Raw genomic sequence first — 22,232 nt, 5'->3', positions numbered from 1 at the left:
GGAGGGGGGGAATCAGGTGCATTCCACACAGACAGAAGCGTTGCACGGATCGGCAAAGGGGCTGGATGCACGCCCGTTGGCCGATGTTGCGGCTGTGCTGGCGGATGCACAGATCGAGGCCGCGACGGCGGTCCGGGCTGCTGTTCCCGAAATTGCTGCCGCAGCGGCGCAGATGGCGGCGACCCTTCGTGGCGGTGGCGTCCTGCACTATGCGGCGGCGGGGTCTTCCGGGTTGATGGCGGCTGCTGATGCGCAAGAGTTGGGCGGAACCTTTTCGATTCCGCCTGCGCAGTTGCAGATACATTTTGCGGGCGGTTTGCCAACGGGCGTCGAAATGCCGGGCGAAACCGAGGATGATACCGCCGGGCTGGACCGTGACCTTGAGGCCCTGACGGCGCGTGACCTGCTGATCGGCGTTTCGGCCAGCGGCACGACGCCTTTTACCGTCGAAGCCGCCCGGATCGCCCGATCCCGAGGGGCCGCCGTTGTGGGGATCGCCAATAATGCGAGCTCTGCCTTGCTGGATCTCGCGGATCACGCGATTTGCCTGAGTACCCCGCCCGAGGTGCTGTCCGGCTCGACCCGAATGGGCGCGGGGACGGCGCAGAAAATTGCGCTGAACATGCTGTCGACGCTGATGGCGATGGAATTGGGCCATGTTCATGACGGGATGATGGTCAACCTGCGGGCCGATAACGCAAAACTGCGCGCGCGTGCCGCGTCGATGGTGGCGCGGATCGCGGGCGTTGATGTTGCTGCGGCATCCGCCGCGCTGGATCAGATCGGGGGGCAGGTCAAGCCCGCTGTTCTGGTGGCAAACGGGGTTGCCCCCGATGCGGCCCATGCGCTGCTTCATGAAACCGAAGGAAACCTGCGGGCCGCGCTGTCGCGGCTTGAATGACAATAACCTGGGAGGACTAAGATGAAACGCAATTCACTAACGCTGGCGCTGGCCACCACTGCCCTTGTGGCAACGGGGGCCTATGCCGAGGACGTCACGCTGACCATTGAAAGCTGGCGCAACGATGACCTGACACTGTGGCAGGACAAGATCATCCCGGCCTTTGAGGCCAAACATCCCGGCATCAAGGTCCAGTTCACGCCCTCTGCACCTGCCGAGTACAATGCCGTGTTGAACTCGAAGCTTGACGCGGGGTCTGCGGGTGATTTGATCACGTGCCGTCCCTTCGATGCCTCTTTGGCGCTGTATGAGGCGGGGCACCTGACTGATCTGTCTGATCTGGATGCGATGGGGAACTTCTCGGATGTGGCGAAATCGGCATGGCAGACGGATGACGGATCGGCCAGCTTCTGCGTTCCGATGGCGTCGGTGATTCATGGCTTCATCTACAACAAGGATGCCTTCGCCGAACTGGGTCTTGAGGCTCCGACCACCGAAGATGAGTTCTTTGCGGTGCTCGATGCGTTCAAGGAAGACGGCAATTACATCCCGATGGCCATGGGCACGAATGACCAGTGGGAAGCGGCCACTATGGGTTATAACAATATCGGCCCGAACTATTGGAAGGGCGAAGAAGGACGTCTGGCCCTGATCGCGGGTGAGCAAAAGCTGACTGACGCGCAATGGACTGCGCCTTACGCGACACTGGCGCGCTGGGCGGATTATCTGGGCGACGGGTATGAGGCGCAGACCTATCCGGACAGTCAGAACATCTTCACTTTGGGGCGCGCGGCGATCTATCCCGCTGGCTCGTGGGAGATTTCGGGCTTCAACGCGCAGGCCGATTTCGAAATGGGCGCGTTCAAGCCGCCGGTCCAGAATGCGGGCGACACTTGCTACATCTCGGATCACACCGATATCGGTATCGGCATGAACGCGGCCAGCGAAAATTCCGAGGCCGCGCGCACTTTCCTGGCCTGGGTTGCCAGCCCTGAATTCGCCGAGATCTTTGGCAATGCCTTGCCCGGTTTCTTCCCACTGTCCTCGACCCCGGTCGAGTTGGAAGACCCGCTTGCAAGGGAAATCGTCGGGTGGCGTGGCGAGTGTGAAAGCACGATCCGTTCGACCTATCAGATTCTGTCGCGCGGCACGCCGAACCTTGAGAATGAAACCTGGGGTGCCTCGGTTGCCGCCATCAAGGGCAGCGCCTCACCGGACGAGCTGGGCCAGCAGCTTCAGGATGGTCTGGCCAGCTGGTACGCCCCGCATCAGTAAACCCACCGCTGTTGCACACATCCCGGGCGCATCTGTCGCCCGGGTCCTTCTACCCCCGGAGATCGAACCATGAACCCCGGCCGCATTCGCTGGCATATCGTCGTATTCCTTGCGCCAGCCGTGATCGTCTACACCGCCGTGATGATCTTTCCCCTGTTCAACACCCTGCGTCTGGCGCTGTATTCGCGCATCGATCAGGAGAGGGTGTTTGTCGGGCTCGACAATTTCAGAACGCTGTTCTTCGATCCCATCTGGGCCGAGCAATTCTGGAACGCGCTGGGCAACAATTTCTGGTTCTTCCTCATTCACATGCTGGTACAGAACCCGATCGGCATCGCGTTGGCTGCGCTGCTCAGCCATCCCCGCCTGCGGTTTGCTGCGCTTTATCGGTCGGCGATCTTCATCCCCACGATTCTGTCCTTTGTAATCGTCGGCTTTGCATGGAAGCTGATCCTGTCACCCATCTGGGGCATCGCGCCATCCATGCTGGATGCGGTCGGGCTGAAATCCCTGTTTGCGCCGTGGCTGGGCAAAGAGGAATACGCCCTGACGACGCTGGCGCTGATCTCGGTCTGGCAGTTTGTCGGTATTCCGATGATGCTGATCTATGCCGCCCTGCTGACCATACCGGAAGAAATCCTTGAGGCAGGCGAGATTGACGGCATCACGGGCATGTCGGCGTTCTGGAAGATCAAGCTGCCGCTGATCCTGCCCTCGATCGGGATTATCTCAATCCTGACCTTCGTCGGGAACTTCAACGCGTTTGACCTGATCTATGCCGCGCAAGGGGCGCTGGCCGGGCCAGATTTCTCAACCGACATTCTGGGTACCTTCATGTACCGCACCTTCTTCGGCTTCCAGTTGCAACTGGGCGACCCGCATATGGGATCGGCCATCGCAGGGGCCATGTTCGCGATCATTCTGGTGGGCGTCTGTATCTACCTGTTCGGTATCCAGACCCGGATGCGGAGGTATCAGCTATGAGCAAGGCGCGCACGAACCCGCTGAACGCATTCGGGATGCATGGGGCGCTAATCCTGTACACGCTGATCGCGCTGTTCCCGGTCTTTGTTATCCTGATCAACAGTTTCAAAACCCGCAAAGCGATCTTTCGCGAGCCGCTGGCCTTGCCCGATGCCGACAGTTTCTCGCTGATTGGCTACCAGACAGTGATGAAACAGGGGGATTTCTTCCTCTACTTCCAGAATTCGATGATCGTCACGGTCGCGTCGCTGTTCTTTATCCTGCTGTTCGGCGCAATGGCGGCTTATGCGCTGAGCGAATACCGTTTCAAAGGCAACCTGCTGATGGGCCTGTATCTGGCGCTGGGCATCATGATCCCGATCCGCATCGGCACCGTTGCGATCCTTGAGATGATGGTGGCCACCGGTCTGGTCAACACGCTATGGGCGCTGATCCTCGTTTATACGGCGCAAGGGTTGCCGTTGGCGGTGTTTATCCTCAGTGAGTTCATGCGGCAGGTTTCGGACGATCTGAAAAACGCGGGCCGGGTTGATGGGCTGTCGGAATACGCGATCTTCTTCCGGCTGGTCCTGCCGTTGGTGCGCCCGGCCATGGCGACGGTTGCGGTGTTCAACATGATCCCGATCTGGAACGACCTCTGGTTCCCGCTGATCCTTGCCCCGGCCGAGGAGACCAAGACGCTGACGCTGGGCTCGCAGGTCTTCATTGGCCAGTTCGTGACCGACTGGAACGCGGTCTTGTCGGCGCTGTCCATGGCGATCCTACCGGTGTTGATCCTGTACGTAATTTTCTCGCGGCAATTGATCCGCGGTCTGACTTCGGGGGCTGTCAAATGATCCGTGTTCTTGTTGCCGGTCTTGGGAATATGGGCCTGAGCCATGCGCTGGCCCATCACCACCATCCGGAGGCCGAGATTGTTGGTCTGGTGAACCGCAGCGGGGAGGTCTCGCATCCCGATCTGGCCGGGTATCCCGCGTTTAACGATTTCGAGGCGGCTCTGGCGGACACCACTCCGGACCTTGCCGTTATCGCAACCTATACCGACACCCACGTGGACTATGCCTGCAAGGCGATGGAGGCAGGGGCGCATGTGTTTGTCGAAAAGCCTCTGGCCATGACCGTGGCCGATGCCAAGCGGGTTGTCGAAACCGCGCAGCGCACCCGGCGCAAACTGGTCGTCGGGTACATCCTGCGTCATCACCCGTCGTGGATTCGGTTGATCGAAGAGGCGCGGGGGCTGGGTGGGCCATATGTCTTCCGCCTGAACCTGAACCAGCAATCCTCGGGTGCTGAGTGGGAGACGCATAAGGCGCTGATGCAGACCACCAGCCCGATAGTGGATTGCGGCGTGCATTACGTCGACGTCATGTGCCAGATCACCGATGCCGACCCGGTGCGCGTGCATGGCATGGGCCTGCGCCTGACCGACGAGATACCGGAAGAGATGTACAATTACGGCCAGTTTCAGGTCGTCTTCGCCGATGGCTCGGTCGGATGGTACGAGGCTGGTTGGGGTCCGATGATGTCCGAGACGGCGTTTTTCGTGAAAGACATCGTGTCGCCCAACGGATCAGTCTCAATCACGGACGGCAATAAGGGCGCATCCGCAGATATCGATGGTCACACCAAGGTCGGCAGCATTCTTGTGCACAGACCAGATGGTGACACTACCGTCGAGATGCCGGATGAGCCGGGCCATCAAGAGCTCTGCGATGCCGAGCAGGCGTACATGTTGCGCGCCATCACGGACGACATCGACCTGACCCGCCACATGAACGACGCCGTGCAATCCCTGGCCGTATGCCTGGCTGCGGATGAAAGCATTCGCACCGGCCAACCCGTTTCGCTGAAGGAGGACGCCACATGACCGCGCTGACCTTGAAAGATGTGAACAAGTCCTTTGGCGAGGTTCACGTTCTGAAAGACATCAACCTCGACGTCGAAGAGGGCGAGTTCGTCGTTTTCGTCGGCCCCTCGGGCTGTGGCAAGTCCACCCTGCTGCGCGTGATTGCGGGGCTTGAGGATGCAACCTCGGGCGAGGTGCGGATCGGCGATGAGCTGGTCAATCTGACCCCACCGTCCAAACGCGGGATCGCGATGGTGTTCCAAAGCTATGCGCTCTATCCGCATCTGAACGTGCGCGGGAACATGACGCTGGCGCTGAAGCAGGAAGGCCAGTCCAAGGCGGTGATTGAAGAGCGTATCGCCAAGGCCAGCAAGATGCTGGATCTGGGCCCCTATCTGAACCGCTACCCGTCCGAGCTGTCCGGTGGGCAGCGTCAGCGCGTGGCCATTGGCCGGGCCATTGTGCGCGAACCCAAGCTGTTCCTGTTTGACGAACCGCTGTCGAACCTTGATGCGGCGCTGCGCATGAACACGCGGTTGGAGATTGCAAACCTGCACCGCCAGCTTGGCGGGTCGATGATTTACGTCACCCATGACCAGACCGAAGCGATGACCCTGGCCGACAAGATCGTGGTCCTGCGTGACGGGCGCGTCGAACAGATCGGCTCGCCGATGGAGCTGTATAATAACCCGGCCAACCAGTTCGTTGCCGGGTTCCTGGGCTCACCTTCGATGAACTTTTTCCCCGCCGGGTTGATGCAGGAAGGGGATGACCGGACCATGGGTGTGCGCCCCGAGGATCTGGTGCTGGACGACAACGGCGCGCTTCAGGCGCAGGTCAGCCATGTCGAGCATCTGGGCGGTGACACCAACGTCATTGCCAAGGTTCAGGACCACCAGATCACCGCCCGCCTGTTCGGGCAGCATCGGGTCGAAGAAGGGCAGGACATCCGCCTCGCCTTCGATCCGCAGAGCGTTTACATGTTCGACCAAAGCGGCGCGCGGTTGTCCTGAGCTTTGATCAGGTCTTGCGCCCTTGCCAGCCCAGCAGGCTGAAACAGGCGAACAGCACAGCCGCGACGCAGACGATTGAGGGGCCGGCGGGCGTGTCGAACACATAAGCCGCCCTCAGGCCGACAATCGATGAGGTCGTCCCGATAAGTGCGGCAATCACGGCCATGGACTCGGGCGATCGCGCCAGACTGCGGGCTGCGGCAGCGGGAATGATCAGCATGGCGGCGATCAGCAACACGCCGACCACCTTGATCGCAACCGCGACTGTTACCGCCAGCGACAGGGTCAGGATCAACTGCTCGCGTTTGGGATTGTAGCCGCTGGCATAGGCCAGTTCCTCGTTCAGCGTCGCGGTCAGCAGGTGGGACCAACGCCAAGAAATCAGGGCCACCACCAAAGCGGCTCCACCCCAGATGACGGCCAGATCGCTTTTGGAAACGGCCAGAAGATCTCCAAACAGATAGGCCATCAGGTCGATCCGAATGCCGGACAGAAATGAAACGGCGACCAGACCGAACGCCAGTGCCGAATGGGCCATAACGCCCAGCAAAGTGTCCATAGCATAGCCGCGCCCGGTCAGGAGTGTGACCGTTAAGGCCATTACAAGTGCTACCGCCAGCGCCCCAGGGAAAATGGACATTTGGAGCGCCAGTGACAGAGCGACGCCCAGTATGGCGGCATGGGCCGTCGCGTCGCCGAAATAGGCCATCCGACGCCACACCACGAAGCATCCCAGTGGCGCGGCCGCAAATGCCACGCCAATTGCGGCGTGCGTTGCGCGGGTCATGAAATCATCAAGCATTATTCTGCAGCTTCCTGAGAGTTCGAGCCATGATCGTGATCGTGATCATGGTCATGACGATACAGCGCCAACGCGCCCCCCGTGCCTGTCCCAAACAACGCCCGGTATTCAGGGGCCGAGGCGACCACGGCGGGCGAGCCTTCGCAGCAGACATGACCGTTCAGACAGATCACGCGGTCCGACGCGCTCATGACCACATGCAGTTCATGGCTGATCATCAGGATGGCGCATCCGGTTTCCCGGCGCACGTCTTCGATCTGGCGGTAAAAGGCGGCAGAGCCAGGTTGGTCCAGCCCTTGAGTGGCTTCATCCAGCAACAGAACTTCGGGTCGGTTGATCAGCGCACGCGCCAGCATAACCCGCTGAAACTGACCGCCGGACAGCTGCGACATCTGCCGTTTCAGCAGGTCCGAGACACCGGCGGTTTTCAAGGCCGCCGCGCAATCCTGTTTTGAAACCCGATCCGTCAGGCGCATGAACCGCTCGACCGAGATCGGCAGCGTCGGATCGATATGCAGCTTCTGCGGCACATACCCGATCCGCAGCCCTTTTTTGAGCGTGATATGCCCCGCAGCGGGTTGGGTCGCGCCGATGATAGCGCGCAGCAGGCTGGTTTTGCCCGACCCGTTCGGACCCACGATGGTCACGATCTCGCCCGGCTCGACGGCCATGTTTACGTGGCGCAATACGGTGTTTGCGCCGTAGCGGACGCTGAGATCCTTTACAGAAACCAAAGTCATGATCAGGCTTTCTCGGTGCAATCGGGGCAGATGCCTTCGGCTTCGACGACGGTGCGTTCGATCTCGAACCCGACGGCGCGCGCGGCAGCGCCTAGCGCGCCTTTGGCGGGGGCGGAATACGCCTCGGCCACGGCATCGCATTTGCGGCAGATCATGAAGGCCGGGGAATGCGAAGCCCCGGGATGCGCGCAGGCGACAAAGGCATTCAGTCGCTCGATCTTATGGGCAAACCCATGCTCGACCAGAAAGTCCAGCGCACGATAGGCCACCGGCGGTTGCGACCCGAAGCCTTCTTCACGCAAACGGTCGAGAATCGCATAGGCCCCAAGCGCCCGATGCTCTTGCAGCAACATTTCCAGAACCTTCTGGCGCACAGGTGTCAGGCGCAGCCCTTCTGCCTGGCAATGCGCCTGGGCATTGGCCAAACCGGTTGCAACGCACGAGGCGTGGTCGTGCTTGTTGAACCCAAGCAGGGTGGCTTCTTCAGCCGTGGCGGGCGGTGTCTCACTTGTCATGTTATTATATATCATGTATTTCGCTGGTAACGTTATAAAATCACATAGGGTTCCCGATGTCCAGAAAGCTCCTTCCCGTTTCGATCACAGCCGCGTTGATGGGGGGCACGGCGATTGCCGATGTGCCGAATGTGGCAGTTGATATTGCGCCGGTGCATTCGCTTGTGGCGCGGGTCATGCAAGGCGTTGGCGAGCCGGACCTGATTATCCCGGCTGGGGCTTCGCCGCACGAATACAACCTGCGCCCATCCGAAGCTGAAGCGCTGCAAGAGGCGGATCTGGTGTTTTGGCTGGGTGAGGATCTGACGCCCTGGATGGAAAGCGCGGTGGAAACACTGGCCGAAGGTGCAACTGTTACGGCGTTGCTTGACGCCGATGGCACCGTTCTGCTGGATTTCCGTGAAAGCGCGCTGTTTGAGGCGCATGATCACGGGGACCATGATGATCATGATGATCATGACCACGAAGACCACGCGGATGACGATCATGACGACCATGATCACGACGATCATGAAGATCACGCCAAAGACGAAGACCATGACCATGATCACGAAGATCATGCGGACTCGGATGGTCACGACGACCACGATCACGACGACCACGATGATCATGCCGACGCCAAGGATCATGATGACCATGACCATGAAGACCACGCGGGACATGATGACCATGACGATCACGACGGCCATCACCATGGCGCGCATGACCCGCACGCCTGGCTGTCGCCCGAAAACGCCGGAACTTGGTTGAACGTGATCGCGGCCCAACTGTCGGCGGCAGACCCTGACAATGCCGGTGCCTATTTCGCCAATGCGGCCGCCGGCCGGGAAGAGCTTGAGGCGCTTTCGACCGAGGTTGCACAGATGTTGGACCCCGTTCGCGGTGGCAGTTTTATCGTCTTCCACGATGCCTATCAGTACTTTGAGGATGCGTTTGATTTGCCCACCTCGGGGGCGATTTCGATTGGCGACGCAGCCGACCCCAGCCCCGCGCGGATTACCGAGATTCAGGGCAGGATCACGGAAGAGGGGATCGATTGCGTTCTGGCCGAGCCGCAATTCAACCCGGGGATCATTGAAACCGTTCTGGGCGGCACCGACGCAAATACCGGCGTCATCGACCCGCTGGGCTCGGACCTTGAACCCGGCGTGGACCTGTACCCTCAGGTCATCCGGAACATGGCAAAGACCCTGGCCGAGTGCCTTTAATTCCTGATCATCCCGGACAATGCCGAGAGAGTTGTCCGGGATATCCAAAGTTGGGGGTGACGCGGGTTAATTGTTCCCTTTCGTCAAAAGTGGCGTTGCCCCCAACAACCGGCTGAGGCCGGCTGATAACCCTGGTAAATCCTGCATTCCTACCACGTGAAGTTGTGCCCTTGATTGGCGCTACAGCGCGGCTGATAAGATTTTCTGTTGCCGAAACCGGTTTCGGCAACAAAAAATGTAGACATGGGAGCGAATCTTACAAATCGGCAATACGAAACGGCGGGTGAAAATCCGCAGTCTTCGCGCCGTGTAAAGATCGATGAACTTGCGGCCCGTCTGGGCTTGTCCAAAAGCACGGTTTCGCGGGCTTTGAACGGTTATCCGGACATTTCCGAAACCACCCGAAAGCGGGTCGAAACCATGGCGCGCAAGCTTGGGTATCGTCCGCTCAGCCACGCGCAGGCCATTCGGACCGGGCGTGTTCGTGCGCTGGCCATGGTGCTCAACACAGATGAGCCGGACGGTCACAACCCGTTCCTGCAAGAGTTTCTGGCAGGCGCATGCGAGGCGGCCAGCGGTTTCGGCTGGACCATGACGATTTCAACGGCGCATTCGGAGCAGGACACGCTCAAGGTGCTTGGCCGTCTGGTCGAGGAACACAAGGCAGACGGCTTTATCCTGCCGCGTACTGCCGTCACCGACGCGCGGGTTCGGTTCCTGCGCAATCTGGGCGTGCCGCATATCCTATACGGACGCACCGGCTATGGCGGGGCCAAAGTGCCGGATGATATTTCGTGGTTCGATATTTCGGGCGAATCCGCGATGCTGAAGTCGGTTCTGCGGCTGGCAAGCCATGGGCATACGCGCATCGGCTATGTCGGCAGCGATCCCAAGTTCAACTACAGCCATCTGCGCCGGGACGGGTATATCGAAGGGCTGCGCATCGCCGACTTGCCATTCGACCCCGATCTGATCCGTGAAGGCGCGCGAACACGCGAAGAGGGCGCGATCGAAGCGCGTGCCCTGATGGCGCTGGACCGCCCGCCAACTGCAATCATCTTTGCCACCGATCTTGCGGCGTTGGGCTTCTATCCCGTTGCCGCTGAGCTTGGCTTGCAGATTGGCCGGGACGTTTCGGTGACCGGATATGACGGCGTTCCGGAGTGCCAATACGCCAACCCGGCCCTGACAACCTTCAGCGTAGATTCTCGCGCCGCGGGTGAGCGTCTGGCCACCCTGCTTATCCGTCAGATCCGGGGCGAAGCGCCGGGCACCCTGCGCGAGCTGGGTGAGGCGATGCTGATCGAACGGGCCTCGGACGGTCCGCCGCTGCTGGGCTCGGACGCGCTGGCAACGAAAATCAAAGAGACGACAGAAAGTAAATTGGGAGGAAACCAATCATGAAACTCACGCCGAAAGCAGCCAAGCTGATGTTAGGCTCATCCCTGGCACTGGCACTGACCGCGCTGTCCGTGCAGGCGGATACGATCCGCTTCTGGACCACCGAAGAACAGCCCGAGCGTCTGGCCAAGCAGCAAGAGATGGCCGATCAGTTCAAGGCCGAAACGGGTACGACGGTCGAGGTCATTCCGATCACCGAAAGCGATCTGGGCACGCGCGCAACAGCCGCGTTTGCCGCCGGGGATCTGCCCGATGTGGTCTATCACCCGCTGCAATACGCGCTGCCCTGGGCCGAGGCCGGAATTCTGGACACCGAAGCCGCAACCGAAGTGATCGAAGAGCTGGGCGCAGATACGTTCGCTCCTGGCGCGTTGGGAATGGCGGCGTTTAACGATGAAACCGCATCTGTTCCGGTGGATGGATGGACCCAGATGGTGGTCTATCGCAAGGACCTGTTCGAAGGGGCCGGTTTGGATGCGCCGGACAGTTTTGCGGGCATTCAGGCCGCGCTAGAGGCTTTGCATAACCCGCCCGAGATGTATGGCTTTGTCTCGGCTACCAAGGTTGACGAGAACTTCATGAGCCAGGTGCTGGAGCATGTCTTCCTGGCCAACGGCGTCTCACCGGTTGGTCCTGACGGGTTCCAGCCGCTGGATGAGGCCAAGACTACCGAGGTTCTGGATTTCTACAAAGCGATCTCGCAAGCGTCTCCTCCGGGTGAGCTGTATTGGAAGCAGTCGCGCGAGCTGTATTTTGACGGCAAAGCCGCGATGATCATCTGGTCGCCCTTCATTCTGGACGAACTGGCTGGCCTACGTGACAGCGCGCCGCCAACCATCAACGACGACCCGACCTCGCGCGATCTGGCCAGCAAGACCGGCATCGTGACCAAACTGTCCGGCCCGTCGAACCCTGACGGTGCGGCTTGGGGTGATGTGCGGTACTTCGGCATCACCAACGACGCGGACACCGACGCGGCGATGGAGTTCGTGAAATTCGCGATGGACGAAGGCTATACCCAAACGCTTGCCATCGCGCCCGAGGGCAAATTCCCGGTCCGTCGCGGCAATGCCGACAACCCGACCGCGTTTTCCGAGGCCTGGGCGGACCTGCCCGTGGGTGTCGACCGCAAAGCGCCGCTGGGTGAGTTGTACGAACAGGCCATGATCGACGAGATCGTCGGCGGTCTGGATGTGGCCCAGCGTTGGGGCGTGGCCGAAGGCCAACTGGCGCTGGCCTCGAAAATGGTCAACAGCCAAGCGATCAACCGCGTTGTCCGTCAATATATCGACGGCGAAATTGACGCCGCAGCTGCTGTTGCAGCCATGAACGAAGAACTCGCCAAGGTCGAGTAACGCCACCTTCCAATGGCACTGCAGCGGCGTTCGCGCCGCTGCCCCCATCCCTTCGAGGTATCCCAAATGTCTTCGGCCACCCCACCGACCGGAACCGGGGCGTTAGCCAAACGCGAGGCGCGTCTGGCCTGGACGCTGCTGGCTCCGACCGTGATCAGTGTATCGCTTGTGGTGATCCTGCCTTTGCTGGCGATCATCTGGATCAGCTTCAAGCCCTTCACGCTGTCCGACCTGCGCCCACCCGCACCTGTTGTCCGCGAAAGCCTGCGCGGATCGGGCGACGATCTGCAAATCGAATACCGCCTGCGCAATTCCAGCCAAGAGATCGCCATCGAAGGCGTGACCCTCAGCGATGTGTTGCCGGACGGCGTTGCACCAATTGGCGAAGTCGCAGCACCCTGCGCCCTGAACGGGCAAGAGTTGTTCTGCGATTTCGGAACGCTGGAAGGCGGTCAGCGCGAGCGCATCCGCATCCCTGTCTCAGTCGATGGCGACCCGGACGTGTTCGAGGATCTGGTCGAAGGGTCCGAACCGGCCACCACCGGCAGCGGGCCGAGCGTTCTGACGAATTTCGATTTCAGCCTTGAAAACTTCGCCCGCGTGTTTGATGGGTCTGAATTCTGGGGCGTGCTGTGGGTCACCCTGTTCTACACGGTCTTTGGCACCATCGGCGCGTTGGTCATGGGCCTGTTCGCGGCGCTGCTGCTGAACAAGAGCTTTCGGGGGCAGGGCTTTATCCGCGGCCTGTACCTGTTCCCCTATGTGGCGCCTGTCATTGCCGTGGCCTTTACTTGGGTGACGCTGTTCGATCCCTTCTCGGGCTCGGCCAATGCGCTGCTGGTGCAGATGGGCCTGACCAGTGATCCGATCAACTTTTTCGGCGAACGCCCTCTGGCCCTGATCATGGTCACGGTGTTCGAGATATGGCGCTATTTCCCGTTGTCATTCCTGTTCATCCTCGCGCGGATGCAATCCATCGACTCCAGCATGTATGAAGCGGCGGATATGGATGGCGCTTCGCCCTTCCAGAAGTTCTGGCTGCTGAGTATACCGCAACTGCTGGGCATCCTGTCGGTGCTGTTCCTGCTGCGCTTCATTTGGACGTTCAACAAGTTCGACGACATCTTTCTGCTGACCGGCGGCAATGCGGGCACCCGCACGCTGACCGTGAATGTTTACGAGCAGGCCTTTGCCGTCTCGAACATCGGGGCGGGCGCGGCGGTGGCCGTGGTGATCCTGATGTGCCTGATCGCGTTCAGCTTTGTTTTCTTCAAATTCATCAGCCGTGAGGAGGGTTTGTGATGCGCAACGGCTTTGTCACCGGCCCCGTACTGGGCGCGCTTTGGTTGGTGGTGATTGCCACCACCATCGCGGTCACCATGTCCTTCGCAACAGGGGCGGCCTTCCGCCCACAGGTTCTGCTGAGCCTGATCTGGGGCGCGGTCGCGGGTCTGGCCTATGTCCGGTTCCCGGAACGCCATGCCCCGGCACGTCTGGGCGTGTCGGCCCTGTTGGGCCTGTCCTGCCTGACCGGCTTTGGCCCGGTTCTGATCGGATCGGACACCACCCTGCAAGCCACGCTGATCACCGTGATTTCGCTTGCGGTGGTGATGCACCTGTCGATGGCGGAAATCCTGAAAGAGCTGCCGTTCGGCGAACTCACCCGCCATGAATTCGAGGACGCGGTGATCCGGTTCTGCACCGGCTTTGGCTACATCTTTTTCACCGCCATTGTCATCATCCCATTCTACGTCATGGTGATGACCAGCCTGAAATCACAGCAGGCATTGCTGCAAAACCCGCTGGATTTCTCGGTTGATCTGTCACAGGGCTGGGCGCTGTTGCGCAGCTATACCGAGCTGTTCCGGGACTTCAACTTCGGCACCTATCTGTGGACCTCGTTCTACGTTTCGGTCCTGACGGTGTTCATCACGCTGGCCTTCAGTGTTCCGGGGGCTTACGCGGTGGCGCGGTTCCGGTTCAAAGGGCAAAAGGCGTTCTCACGCTCGATCCTGCTGATCTATATGGTGCCGATGATCGTTCTGGCGTTGCCGATCTACATCGCGTTCTCGCTGACCGGCCTGCGCAACTCGATCCTTGGCATCGTGATGATCTACCCGGTCACGACGATCCCGGTCGCGCTGTATATGCTGCAAGGCTACTTCCGGGGTCTTCCGACTGAGGTGGAAGAGGCCGGTCTGATGGATGGCCTGTCGCGTCTGGCCGTGATCTGGAAGATTACCTTGCCGCTGAGCCTGCCTGCGCTGGCATCTGTGTCGCTTTACGTCTTCATGATCGCCTGGAATGAATTCCTGCTGGCCTTCATGCTGCTGGACGATCCGTCGAAATTCACCCTGACCCGAGGGGTGACGATGCTGAACTCTTCCGAAATCCCCCGACAGCACCTGATGGCCGGTGCGGTGATTGCCACAGTCCCGATCATGGCGCTGTTCCTGGGGCTTGAACGTTTCATGACCAAGGGCCTGACTGCGGGGTCTGTCAAAGGATGACCGAAATGAACCAACATACCAACCCCGACCGCGAGGCGCGCAACATTCTGGTTGCCAATGATCGCGGCGGTTACACCATCCCCACCGAAGGGCTGTATCCCTATCAGTGGAACTGGGACAGCGCGATTGCCGCACTTGGTTTTGCCGAGTTCGACATCGACCGCGCCTGGGTCGAGCTTGAGACGTTGTTCTCGGGCCAGTGGGATGACGGCATGGTGCCGCATATCCTGTTCCACCAACAGGATGACGGCTATTTCCCGGGCCCCGATGTGTGGGGCTGCCATGGGCCGATCCCGTCCTCGGGTATCATCCAGCCGCCGATTGCCGCGACGATGGCGCGCAAAATCTGGGAACAAGACCCAGACGCGGGTGAGGCGCGCATCCGGGCGCTGTTTCCGGCCATGCTGGCCTGGCATCGCTGGATCGTGAAATGGCGTCTGGACGAGCATGACGCCGTATGCACCACCCATCCCTGGGAGGCCGGTCGCGACAATGCGCCCGACTGGGACAAGACCATGGCGCGCATGGACGCATCCGATGTTGGTGAATACCAGCGCCGCGATACAGCCCATGTGAACAGCGAGGATCGCCCGACCAAGTTCGACTATGACCGCTATATCAAACTGGTGCAGATCGGACGCGATGCCCAATGGGATCAGCAGAGATTGCTGGCGGACAACCCGTTCCGCGTGGCTGACCCGACCATGACATTCACCACATTGCGCGCCGCGCGGGATTTGCTGGCGGTCAGTGAGGCGTTGCATCTGAATGCCGATGGTTTGGCGGATGACATAGCGCGGCTTGAGGCCGGCGCGCTGTCGCTGTGGAACGAGGATCTTGCGTCCTTCGACTCGCGCGATGCCCATTCGGGCGAATGGTCGGGCACTGTGTCTAACGCGTCCTATATGTGCTGGTTCGCGGGTGTCGACTCGGATGCCATGCTGGACCGGATCAGGACGGTGCTGAACACCGTCCCGCATCCGGTGCCAAGTTACGATCCAACCATGCCCGGCTTCGACGCCCGCCGCTATTGGCGCGGGCCGACCTGGGCAATCATGAACATGATGATCGGCTTTGGCCTGAAAGACATGGGCCATACAGCCGAAGCAGACCACTTGCGCCGCAAAACGGCCGAGCTGATCTCGAGTTTTGGGTTTGCTGAATACTTCGATCCAACAACCGGCAGCCCCGCTGGTGGTAACGCATTCACCTGGACAGCCGCTGTCTGGCTGCACTGGGCAGGGAGGTCCTAATGGGTAGCATCGAACTTAAAGGCGTCGAAAAGTGGTTTGGCACCGCGCAGGTCATCAAAGGCATCGACTTGCAGATCGAAGAGGGCGAGTTCGTCGTGTTTGTCGGCCCGTCCGGCTGCGGCAAGTCCACGCTGTTACGCATGATCGGCGGGCTTGAAGATATCTCGCGCGGTGAGCTGTTGATCAACGGCAATGACGTCACGGATCATCCGCCCTCCAAGCGGGGCCTGACCATGGTGTTCCAGTCCTATGCGCTTTATCCGCATCTGACCGTGGCCGAGAATATGGGCTTTTCGCTCAAGGTCGCAGGGGTCGCCAAGGCCGAAATTCACGAGCAGGTCGGTAGGGCGGCCGAAGTTCTGAAACTGGAACCGTTTCTGGAACGGCGGCCCAAGGATCTGTCCGGTGGCCAGCGGCAGCGCGTTGCCATCGGGCGCTCGATCGTGCGGGATCCGACCGCGTTTCTGTTCGATGAACCGCTGTCGAACCTCGACGCCGCGTTGCGGGTCGAGATGCGGTACGAGATCGCGAAACTGCACCAGAACCTCAAGCGCACGATGATCTATGTGACCCACGATCAGGTCGAAGCGATGACGCTGGCAGACCGGATCGTGGTGCTGGAATACGGCAAGATCGCTCAGGTCGGTACGCCGCGCGAATTGTATGAGCGCCCGGCCAATCTGTTTGTCGCCCAGTTCATCGGCAGCCCGAAGATGAACATCATGCCCTGCACAACGCGGGACGGTGCCTATCATCTGGATAATAGCGGGTCCGGCACGTTCGACCTATCGGGCGAAGCGACCCGCGTGGGCATCCGCCCCGAACATATCGAGGTGGTCGCCCCCGGTGCAGGTCAGACGGATGGCACAATCGAGGTGGTCGAGTATCTGGGTGCCGATACGTTCCTGATCGTCGATTGCGGCTTTGAAGAGAAAGTGACGGTTCGTCTGAACGGCGATACGGATCTGACCGCAGGAACCGGGATCGGGCTGCATTTCCTGCCCGAAAAACTGCGTTTCTTCGATGCGGACGGGCAGGCTGTCGAGGGTTAGGGCAACGGTAAAAATCGGGTGCCCCGACGCGCCGATCACCCGGCGCGTCGCTGACACTGGTGTCTTGCGGCGGTTGCGCATGGTGTCGCAAAGTGCAAGTTGCGCCTGTCTCCGATAAGGATATTTGTATCATGGCCCACCCGCCGATCCTTTGGTCTTTTCGCCGCTGCCCCTACGCAATCCGGGCGCGCCTTGCGATCCTCAGCGCCGGTGTGCAGGTCGAATTGCGGGAAATCCTGTTGCGGGACAAACCCGAGGCCTTTCTGGACACATCACCATCGGCCACGGTTCCGGCCCTACGGATGAAAGACGGGGTGCTGGATGAAAGCCTTGAGGTTATGCTCTGGGCATTGAACCAGAATGACCCGGCCCGTCTATTGGACATGCCACAGGCAGGTTGGGATTTGATCGAAACCAATGACGGCCCGTTCAAAACGGCTTTGGATCACACGAAATACGCAACGCGGTATCCGGATCTGGACCCCGCGACCGAACGTGGGAAAGCGTCAGCGCATCTCCTAAAGCTTGATGCGCAACTCACCGGACAGCGCTGGCTGTTTGGCGAGCGTCCAACGCTGGCCGATCTGGCCATTTTGCCCTTCGTGCGCCAATTCGCTTTCATCGACAAGCCGTGGTTCGACGCGCAGCCCTGGCCGAATTTGATCGGTTGGCTGAAGCGGTTTCTGGAGAGCACATCTTTCGAACAGGTTATGACAAAATACCCGACATGGTCAGAAGGGGACGCACCTGTTTGGTTTGGCTTATCGACCCAGCCGATGCACGGGTCGCGGGAAGCCAGCGTCTGACACGCGCCGACTGACGCCGGGGCGCTATGGCTGCTGTGCGTTACGATCCAAGGCGGAATTTGGTCGGCGTCATGCCGGTCTGGCCGCGAAAGAAACGCGTGAAGTGGGACTTGTCTGAATAACCAAGCATGAGACCGATCTCGGCAATTGTCCTCTTGTTTTCTCTAAGATGCTCTTTGGCCACATCGACACGCAGCCGTTTGACCTCGCGGGTCAAGGTTGTCCTTTGGTGCCTAAGGGCTTTCAGTAACCGCTCGGGCTGTATGCCCAACAGCCCGGCCACCACCTCTGGCCCCAGATTGGTTTCGTCCAGTTTGTCGCGCAGGACGGATCGCAAAGCAGCCACCACAGTTACTTCCTCGTGCCGCCGGGGTGAAAACTCAGCGGTGGTGGCATCTTGTGAGACATGGTGCAAAAACAACCATTCCACAGGAAAGCTGATCTGCATTCCGGGATCGGTTCCAAGACCAACCTCAATCCCCTTGTAGCCAATGGGCAGGCCATTGATGTATCTGCTTTCCCATCGCACTCGGGACGGATCCCATGACGATCCGACGACGGTCTGCAAGAGGCGCACATAGATGGCGGCGCCGAAGCCGGTCACCTGAACAGGTGGGACCGTTGGTTCCTGTTGCCTCTGGATCCGATAGATCGCCTTGTCCGCGTCAATGACAAGGCTGTGCCTTACAGAATTGGACTCGCGCGGGACAAGCCCCACGAAACGGGCGAAAAACTCGAATAGGGTATGTGTCGATTGCAGGGCCTGAGCGAACGGAGGCCACGCCTGCAGGTCGAACGTTTCCCCCACGTTCAACCCAAGATACCGATCCCCGGCCAAGTCCGCGAAGGCATTTATCAGACCATAGACAAGCTCTGAATGGACATAGACAGATGGGTCAGACAGCAGCTCAGCCTTCAATCCGACCTGATCCAGGGCGGGTTGCGGATTGATTTTGCGGTCAGTGAGATATTGCAAAAACGGAGCCGCCAAAGCGAGGCGGATAAAGCCTTCGCTATGTTCCGAAATCGTGGAGTTGAAAGGCAAGCTTGTCACCCTTTGTCGGTTTGCTCAGTGGCCACTTTTACAGTCACATTCGAACATCCTAACTCGAAACTGGCAACCGGACCAAGAATTTCCGGGCTACAGTTAGGAATTGGTGAATATGAAAGGGAGACCCTATGCCCGGCTTACAATTGCCCCTTCGCACAACGGTGATCTTTGCGGCGGCCCTGACACTGTCGGCGCCCGCACAGGCTCAGGACCAAGCGGAACCTCAAACGCTGTTTACCAACGTCCACGTCTTTGACGGTGTCAACGAACAGCGTATCGAGAATGCCAGTGTTCTGGTCGAAGGCAATCTGATCACGTCGGTTTCAACGGATGCTATCGATGCCCCTGATGCCATCGTGATCGACGGCGGCGGGCGCACGCTGACACCGGGCTTTATCGAGAACCACGCGCACCTGATGCTCATGGGGCCATCGATTGCTGAGATGGAAACCAACTCGACCTGGGAGGATTTCGCCATCCACGGGACCCGGATGGCCGAAATGTACCTGATGCAGGGCTTCACGACCGTTCGCGATGCCGGGGGAGCTGGTGGCGGGCTGCGGCGCGCAATAGACGCCGGCCAGATCGTCGGCCCCCGCTTTTATCCTTCCGGGGCATTTCTCGGAACACGTGGTGGTCACGCCGATTTCGCATCCTTCACATCTCCGCCGGGCGGGGTGACCAACTTTGGCACTCTGAATATGGCCCAACAGGTCAACGGTGTTGACGAAATTTACATGTATGGCCGCAACAACTTGCGCATGGGTGCCACGCAACTGAAGTTCATGCAATCAGGTGGGGTGATTTCGGCATTCGATCCATGGCAGTTGCTCGCCGGTTCGAAGGAAGAGATCGAGGCTGCTGTTCAGGTTGCCAACGAGTACGGCACCTATGTCATGGCACATTCCTACCGCAAAGAAGCGATCATCAATGCCCTGAATGCAGGGGTTAGAACCATTGAACACGGATTTCACTTTGACTGCGAAATTTCTGCTTTGATGAAAGAAAAAGGAGCGTACATCACGACGAACATCACGGCATTTGATCCGGGCCTTCTTGACGTTCCGTCCGTGAAAAACAACCCTAACAGTTTGAGGAAAGCCAAATCGGCCTCGGCGACCTTCGAAGCCTATATTCCCAGCATGAAGGAATGCCCGGCGCCGCGCGGATTCCAAACCGATTGCGTGGGCTCAGTTGAAGCGTGCAACATCCAGATCGCCTACGAGAAACATTTGAACAACCATTTCTTCGGCCCCTATGCGTCGATGGTAACCCTGACTTCGGTAGGTGGCGAGATCGCGGCACTTAGCGGTGATTTCATGAACCCCTATCCGGAAGGAAAACTGGGCGTGATCGAGGAAGGCGCCTATGCCGACATCCTGCTGATAGACGGCAACCCGCTTGAGGATTTCTCGGTCGTTGGCACCGGCGACCAGTGGTTCGGCGCAGACCCGAGGCCCGAAAGCCCTGAAACGATCCGTCTGATTATGAAAGACGGCGTGATCTACAAAAACACTTTGGATTGATCGGTAGATAGACGTTGGAGAGTTTCATGCGCCAATGGCTTCAAGTTTTTGCGATCGCAACGCTAGGAATGGGGTGTCATTCCGCCATGGCGGCATCCGGCACTTCGCTGGACTGGTCTGATCTGCCGGATCCATCAACACAGATCTTTGACGACCCGTATCGCGATCTTGCCCCCGAACAGTTCGACGATGTCCTTTTCGTCGTGCGCCTGCGCGGCAGATTGCAACAGAAGGCTGGCAGCGTTGAGGAAAGACAGAAATGGCAAGAGCTGCTGACTGAAACCGAGGGCGCATTGTCGGCAGACGGAATTGATGTCGACTGGCTGCTCGATCAGCGAGAGGTTGTGTCAGAACGCCGAAGAAAGGCTGGCACACAAGGAAATCCGCAATTCGATGGCCAGACAATCACACTTGCCGGCTTTGCCATTCCAGCCCCGACCGATCCTGACGGGCGATCTGTGGTGTATCTGGTTCCGGAACGTGGGATGTGCAGTCACATGCCCCCGCCGCCGCCGAACCAGATGATCCGCGTGCGGTTGAACGGCGATTGGACGCCCAGCTATTTTCATGAACCGGTGAGACTTACAGGAACGCTGACGATTAACCCTTCGGTTCAAAACATGATGGTCGTGGATGGCTTGATGCCCATGAGCGCGACTTTCCAGTTGGAGACGGATACAGTCGAAACGCTGGAGACTGAGGCAGACAGGCTGGAATGGAAACAGCGTGCCGCCGATCGCATTCGCGCGGCGGGTAATCGCAAAACGGGTGGGGCGCGCGCATCGGAATGATCAGAAGCCTGCTTGCCTTATTTTGTTTTGCTTTTGCTGGTTCAGCTATGGCGCAGGGATTATCCGGACCCTCTTCCGTCGAAGCTGATCTTGAGCCCGGAGATGGTCTGACCGACCCGCAGTATCGCTCGGATTTTCCGCGTAACATCGCTGCTGGCTGGTTCCAGTGGAAGGACAGGCTGGCTGAGGACGGGTTTCGGTTCAACATTGATTACCTGGCGTTGGGCCAAACAACGAATGCCGATCCGGGGACCGGTGAAGCGGCCAGTGGAATTGCGCGTATCTATGGCAGTTGGCAGGCGACTAAACGGGGTTCGCTGACGTTCAAGATCGAAGACCGGCACAGTTACACGGATGTTTCCCCGCAGTTTCTTGGCTTGGATGGCGGCGCACGCGCGATTACGGGAACAGCATTCAACGACAACGGTTTGCTGTTGACCAACCTGTTCTGGACCCAAAGGGCCAGAGATGGCTCTTGGACATTGCAAATCGGGCAAATCGACGTGACGGACTTTGTGGATATCTACGGGCTGGTCAGCCCTTATAGTGGGTTCCAGAACCTGTCCTTCAACACCAACCCGACCATTAACACGCCCAATCAAGGTCTTGGCGTTGCCGGTGGGATAAAGCTCAGCAAAAACGTCTATGCCGTCGCCAGTGTCTCTGACGCAAACGCCGACCCGTCTGATCCAAATTTTGATGTGTTCAGCGATGGCAAACTCTTCAAATCACTCGAACTTGGCTACACCTCTGGCTTTGATCGCATCTATTTCGACAATATCCACCTGACCCTCTGGCATGCGGATGCCGCCGACGATGGCAGCCGTCCGGAAGACTATGGTGCCGCGTTTTCCGCGGCCTGGTTTGTCGACAACAGATGGATGCCATTCTTTCGGGCCGGGGCCTCAAAAGGGACGGCCGCGCTTTATGACCGGTCCGTCTCGGCCGGTTTGGGCTATTACGGTCGCAATACCGATTTGGCCGGGCTTGGCCTGAATTGGGCCGAGGCAAGAGGCATAGACGGCACACAGTTCACGCTTGAGGCATTCTATCGCTTTTCAATCTCACCCGGGCTGCAGATCACACCGTCGCTGCAGTTCATTTCCAACCCGCTCGATAACCCCGATCAGGACAGCATCACGCTGTTAGGTCTACGAACCCGGATCGTTTTCTGATGCCGGTATCACGCAGCATCTGTCTTGG

General features: G+C 59.3%; 21 protein-coding genes. 17 read left to right on the top strand and 4 right to left on the bottom strand.

The window, feature by feature from the left end; genetic code table 11:
- The first annotated feature begins 16 nt into the window (after window positions 1-16).
- The 6 genes from ACR0MO_RS19475 (at window position 17) to ACR0MO_RS19450 (ending at window position 6,019) form a co-directional block, all read left to right on the top strand.
- A complete protein-coding gene (locus ACR0MO_RS19475) occupies window positions 17-901 on the top strand; it encodes an N-acetylmuramic acid 6-phosphate etherase (protein ID WP_170522390.1) in 885 nt (294 codons plus the stop codon).
- Between the two features lie 21 nt (window positions 902-922).
- Window positions 923-2,176: an ABC transporter substrate-binding protein gene (locus ACR0MO_RS19470; protein WP_170522392.1), complete on the top strand. Its 1,254-nt coding sequence runs from the start codon at window positions 923-925 to the stop codon at window positions 2,174-2,176.
- A gap of 69 nt (window positions 2,177-2,245) precedes the next feature.
- Complete coding sequence (locus ACR0MO_RS19465) at window positions 2,246-3,160, top strand: carbohydrate ABC transporter permease (protein ID WP_170522394.1); 915 nt, start codon at window positions 2,246-2,248, stop codon at window positions 3,158-3,160.
- Window positions 3,157-3,996 (top strand): carbohydrate ABC transporter permease, encoded by an 840-nt coding sequence (locus tag ACR0MO_RS19460; protein WP_480892962.1) that lies wholly within the window; start codon window positions 3,157-3,159, stop codon window positions 3,994-3,996. The genes ACR0MO_RS19465 and ACR0MO_RS19460 overlap by 4 nt, the downstream gene beginning before the upstream one ends.
- Window positions 3,993-5,027, top strand: a complete 1,035-nt coding sequence (locus ACR0MO_RS19455; protein ID WP_170455482.1) for a Gfo/Idh/MocA family protein — start codon at window positions 3,993-3,995, stop codon at window positions 5,025-5,027. Before ACR0MO_RS19460 ends, ACR0MO_RS19455 begins: the two co-directional genes overlap by 4 nt.
- Window positions 5,024-6,019 carry an ABC transporter ATP-binding protein gene (locus ACR0MO_RS19450; protein ID WP_480892960.1) on the top strand — a complete coding sequence of 332 codons (996 nt, stop codon included), beginning with the start codon at window positions 5,024-5,026 and terminating at the stop codon, window positions 6,017-6,019. Before ACR0MO_RS19455 ends, ACR0MO_RS19450 begins: the two co-directional genes overlap by 4 nt.
- 7 nt (window positions 6,020-6,026) lie before the next feature.
- Here the strand turns inward: ACR0MO_RS19450 and ACR0MO_RS19445 are convergent, their stop codons facing one another.
- Genes ACR0MO_RS19445 through ACR0MO_RS19435 form a run of 3 tightly spaced genes read right to left on the bottom strand, consistent with a single transcriptional unit; the run spans window position 6,027 to window position 8,076 of the window.
- Window positions 6,027-6,821, bottom strand: a complete 795-nt coding sequence (locus tag ACR0MO_RS19445; protein WP_170522400.1) for a metal ABC transporter permease — start codon at window positions 6,819-6,821, stop codon at window positions 6,027-6,029.
- Window positions 6,821-7,561, bottom strand: coding sequence for a metal ABC transporter ATP-binding protein (locus tag ACR0MO_RS19440; RefSeq protein ID WP_170522402.1), 741 nt, complete (start codon window positions 7,559-7,561; stop codon window positions 6,821-6,823). The genes ACR0MO_RS19445 and ACR0MO_RS19440 overlap by 1 nt, the downstream gene beginning before the upstream one ends.
- 2 nt (window positions 7,562-7,563) lie before the next feature.
- Entirely contained in the window at window positions 7,564-8,076 is a 513-nt protein-coding gene (locus ACR0MO_RS19435) for a transcriptional repressor (protein WP_170455473.1), read from the bottom strand.
- A 56-nt stretch (window positions 8,077-8,132) separates the two neighbouring features.
- Here ACR0MO_RS19435 and ACR0MO_RS19430 point away from each other — a divergent pair, with 56 nt between their 5' ends.
- The 8 genes from ACR0MO_RS19430 to ACR0MO_RS19395 all read left to right on the top strand — a co-directional run bounded on the left by ACR0MO_RS19430 (window position 8,133) and on the right by ACR0MO_RS19395 (window position 17,661).
- Entirely contained in the window at window positions 8,133-9,284 is a 1,152-nt protein-coding gene (locus tag ACR0MO_RS19430) for a zinc ABC transporter substrate-binding protein (RefSeq protein ID WP_480892957.1), read from the top strand.
- Window positions 9,285-9,527: 243 nt separating this feature from the next.
- Complete coding sequence (locus ACR0MO_RS19425) at window positions 9,528-10,688, top strand: LacI family DNA-binding transcriptional regulator (RefSeq protein ID WP_480627291.1); 1,161 nt, start codon at window positions 9,528-9,530, stop codon at window positions 10,686-10,688.
- Window positions 10,685-12,040 carry an extracellular solute-binding protein gene (locus ACR0MO_RS19420; RefSeq protein WP_170455467.1) on the top strand — a complete coding sequence of 452 codons (1,356 nt, stop codon included), beginning with the start codon at window positions 10,685-10,687 and terminating at the stop codon, window positions 12,038-12,040. Before ACR0MO_RS19425 ends, ACR0MO_RS19420 begins: the two co-directional genes overlap by 4 nt.
- Window positions 12,041-12,106: 66 nt before the next feature.
- Complete coding sequence (locus ACR0MO_RS19415; RefSeq protein WP_480892955.1) at window positions 12,107-13,342, top strand: carbohydrate ABC transporter permease; 1,236 nt, start codon at window positions 12,107-12,109, stop codon at window positions 13,340-13,342.
- Window positions 13,342-14,550: a carbohydrate ABC transporter permease gene (locus ACR0MO_RS19410; RefSeq protein ID WP_170455463.1), complete on the top strand. Its 1,209-nt coding sequence runs from the start codon at window positions 13,342-13,344 to the stop codon at window positions 14,548-14,550. The genes ACR0MO_RS19415 and ACR0MO_RS19410 overlap by 1 nt, the downstream gene beginning before the upstream one ends.
- Window positions 14,551-14,555: 5 nt before the next feature.
- Entirely contained in the window at window positions 14,556-15,803 is a 1,248-nt protein-coding gene (locus tag ACR0MO_RS19405; protein ID WP_480586468.1) for an MGH1-like glycoside hydrolase domain-containing protein, read from the top strand.
- The gene (locus ACR0MO_RS19400; RefSeq protein ID WP_170522414.1) at window positions 15,803-16,855 is read left to right on the top strand and encodes a sn-glycerol-3-phosphate ABC transporter ATP-binding protein UgpC; all 1,053 of its coding nucleotides are present in this window, start codon (window positions 15,803-15,805) and stop codon (window positions 16,853-16,855) included. The genes ACR0MO_RS19405 and ACR0MO_RS19400 overlap by 1 nt, the downstream gene beginning before the upstream one ends.
- Window positions 16,856-16,986: 131 nt before the next feature.
- Window positions 16,987-17,661, top strand: coding sequence for a glutathione S-transferase (locus ACR0MO_RS19395; protein ID WP_170455457.1), 675 nt, complete (start codon window positions 16,987-16,989; stop codon window positions 17,659-17,661).
- A gap of 40 nt (window positions 17,662-17,701) precedes the next feature.
- Here ACR0MO_RS19395 and ACR0MO_RS19390 read toward each other — a convergent pair whose 3' ends face one another.
- A complete protein-coding gene (locus tag ACR0MO_RS19390) occupies window positions 17,702-18,706 on the bottom strand; it encodes a helix-turn-helix domain-containing protein (protein ID WP_480892952.1) in 1,005 nt (334 codons plus the stop codon).
- Between the two features lie 362 nt (window positions 18,707-19,068).
- Between ACR0MO_RS19390 and ACR0MO_RS19385 the strand changes: the two genes are divergently transcribed.
- Genes ACR0MO_RS19385 through ACR0MO_RS19375 form a run of 3 tightly spaced genes read left to right on the top strand, consistent with a single transcriptional unit; the run spans window position 19,069 to window position 22,204 of the window.
- A complete protein-coding gene (locus ACR0MO_RS19385) occupies window positions 19,069-20,238 on the top strand; it encodes an amidohydrolase family protein (protein WP_480586459.1) in 1,170 nt (389 codons plus the stop codon).
- 26 nt (window positions 20,239-20,264) lie between these two features.
- A complete protein-coding gene (locus ACR0MO_RS19380; RefSeq protein ID WP_480892950.1) occupies window positions 20,265-21,029 on the top strand; it encodes a DUF3299 domain-containing protein in 765 nt (254 codons plus the stop codon).
- A gap of 47 nt (window positions 21,030-21,076) precedes the next feature.
- Complete coding sequence (locus ACR0MO_RS19375; protein WP_480892948.1) at window positions 21,077-22,204, top strand: carbohydrate porin; 1,128 nt, start codon at window positions 21,077-21,079, stop codon at window positions 22,202-22,204.
- The last annotated feature ends 28 nt before the right edge of the window (window positions 22,205-22,232 follow it).

This window comes from Ruegeria sp. K5 (assembly GCF_056531805.1).
Note: the sequence above shows the minus strand (reverse complement) of the source record. Positions and strands in the feature narration are given on the sequence as shown.